We start from the raw sequence: 2,014 nt of genomic DNA on the forward strand, positions 1-2,014 counted from the left end.
TAAGATTTTCGGCTAAATAAGCCCTTGATTGATAAGGCTTAATAGCACCTTTCAAAATTTTTCACCCCAACCTGAAACCAATATTTCCCTTTATCATTAAGCATCTTAAACGGAATAAAAACTGCGATTAATATACTTTTATTCAGATATATTAACTCCAGACAACTTCAGTGTCTTTAAACCGCTATTTTGAGACTTGACTTTTTCATTTTTGTCATTTTTCCGGCCATCCATAATTAAATATAGGGACATATTTTTACCCTAAATACTAAATCAGGATGGTGTTATTTATGTTTAAAACAGAACGTTCCCACAAAGAGTTTCAAAATCATTTATTCTTCCTGCTTAATGCCTATTACGCCAATGATCACTTCTTTAGAACTGTCTTTTTGAATGCTTCCATTATCTTTAAGACTTTTTTGACCGACCTTGTTCCAGTTCGAGATATTCTGCTTCCTACCTATCATCCCCGTGGTGAAAAACCATGGGATCCTGTCTGCCTTTTCCGCTCCTACTGGCTGATGTGCCAGTATGGTGATGGTGGCTCCATTACCCGCTGGGTTAAAAGGCTAAAAAGCGAACCATTCTGGGCTATCATCTCCGGTTTTTATCCCGGTGATGTGCCTGGAGTCGGTACTTTTTATGATTTTGAAGACAGACTCTGTGATTTTGATTCAGGTAAACGTGTTGAACGCTGTACTAAAATGCATAAGCCTCTTTCAAAGCCCAAAAAGAAACTGAAAAAGAACCAGAAACAACCGCCAAAACACCAGGGTGTGGTCCAGAGGCTGGTTGACCGTATCCTTAGAGACGAAGATAAACCTCAGCCCGAAAGAGCTGATAAATATCTTCAGCAGATATTCAAAGAATGTTTTGTCCTACCCTCTGCTGAAAGAGGCCTCCTTGGAGATACTGCTAACCTGGCTGTTTCCGGTGACGGCATGGTTTTAGCAACCGGTGCTTCACCAATGGGCACCAGAGACTGTGACTGCCGTCAAAATGGGATCTTTAACTGCAGCTGTCCTCGCCGCTTCAGTGATCCCACTGCTAACTGGGGCTGGGACAGCTATCGTGGTAGATATGTCTATGGCTACAGCAACTACACCTTTACAGCTGCTGACAGCCCCTATGACCTGCCTGTTTATTCTGTACTCAATCAGGCTGCAAGACATGACAGCGTATCTCATACTACTGCTCTCTTTGGAATGATAAATCTTTATCCTGAATTTAATTTTGGTAAAGATATTTTAGATAGCGCCCATGATAATTATGCAACCTATGATCTGCTTGATCACTGGGATATTGAGGCTTTTATTGACCTCAATCAAACCAACAAAGGTAATTTTAAATATGATCCACCTGTAGCTGTTAATGAAGATGGTGTTCCCATCTGCAAGGGTGGTTTTTTGATGGCTAACTGGGGTCTTGATAAAAAACTTCACCGCCATAAATGGCGATGCCCCCATGTTACTCGTAAAAGCTTTAATTGTCCCATCTTTAACTGTACAGACTCTGACTATGGACGTACTGTTCATACCAAACCCGAGTGGGATAATCGCATATTTACCACAACCCCACGCGGTTCACATAAATGGAAAAATACGATGAAGAAAAGAACTTCTTCTGAAAGACGCAACAGCCGGGTAAAAACAGATTATGAACTGGAAAATGATAATGTCCGCTCCAAATCTCGCTGGCTGATCAGGATAATTATGCGGGATGCGGCCATGCATGCTAATGCCTGGCTTAAAGAATCAGCTATAGCTCCAAAAAACTGGATTACTACCTGGTTTAATTACAGAGCAGCATAAATAAATCCATTATACTGAATTATTTTAAAGCTATTTAAAAAATAGCTTACAGGTCCCGGGGAGAAGTGCGCCCATTTTTAGCTTAATTTCTTATAGAAATAGTTAGTTTCAGTATGGAGTTTTCAAAGTTCAATATTTTAGTTATTTATTACAATTATTACTTTTTTAGACTGTTACTTTCTGGCTTTAGCCGAGAATCCTCA

1 protein-coding gene is annotated in these 2,014 nt (G+C 40.0%); it reads left to right on the forward strand.

Annotated elements, in window-relative coordinates; all coding sequences use genetic code 11:
* Positions 1-290 precede the first annotated feature (290 nt).
* Positions 291-1,811 (forward strand): hypothetical protein, encoded by a 1,521-nt coding sequence (locus tag C8C76_RS14915; RefSeq protein ID WP_108143034.1) that lies wholly within the window; start codon positions 291-293, stop codon positions 1,809-1,811.
* Positions 1,812-2,014: the final 203 nt, after the last annotated feature.

Origin of the sequence: Halanaerobium saccharolyticum, from assembly GCF_003053565.1 — a bacterium.
Classification (GTDB): Bacteria; Bacillota; Halanaerobiia; order Halanaerobiales; family Halanaerobiaceae; genus Halanaerobium; species Halanaerobium saccharolyticum_B.

What these genes read in the sequence shown, in the direction of transcription:
- C8C76_RS14915 (WP_108143034.1), top strand. Translation starts at nt 291, where the DNA reads ATGTTTAAAACAGAACGTTCCCACAAAGAGTTTCAAAATCATTTATTC.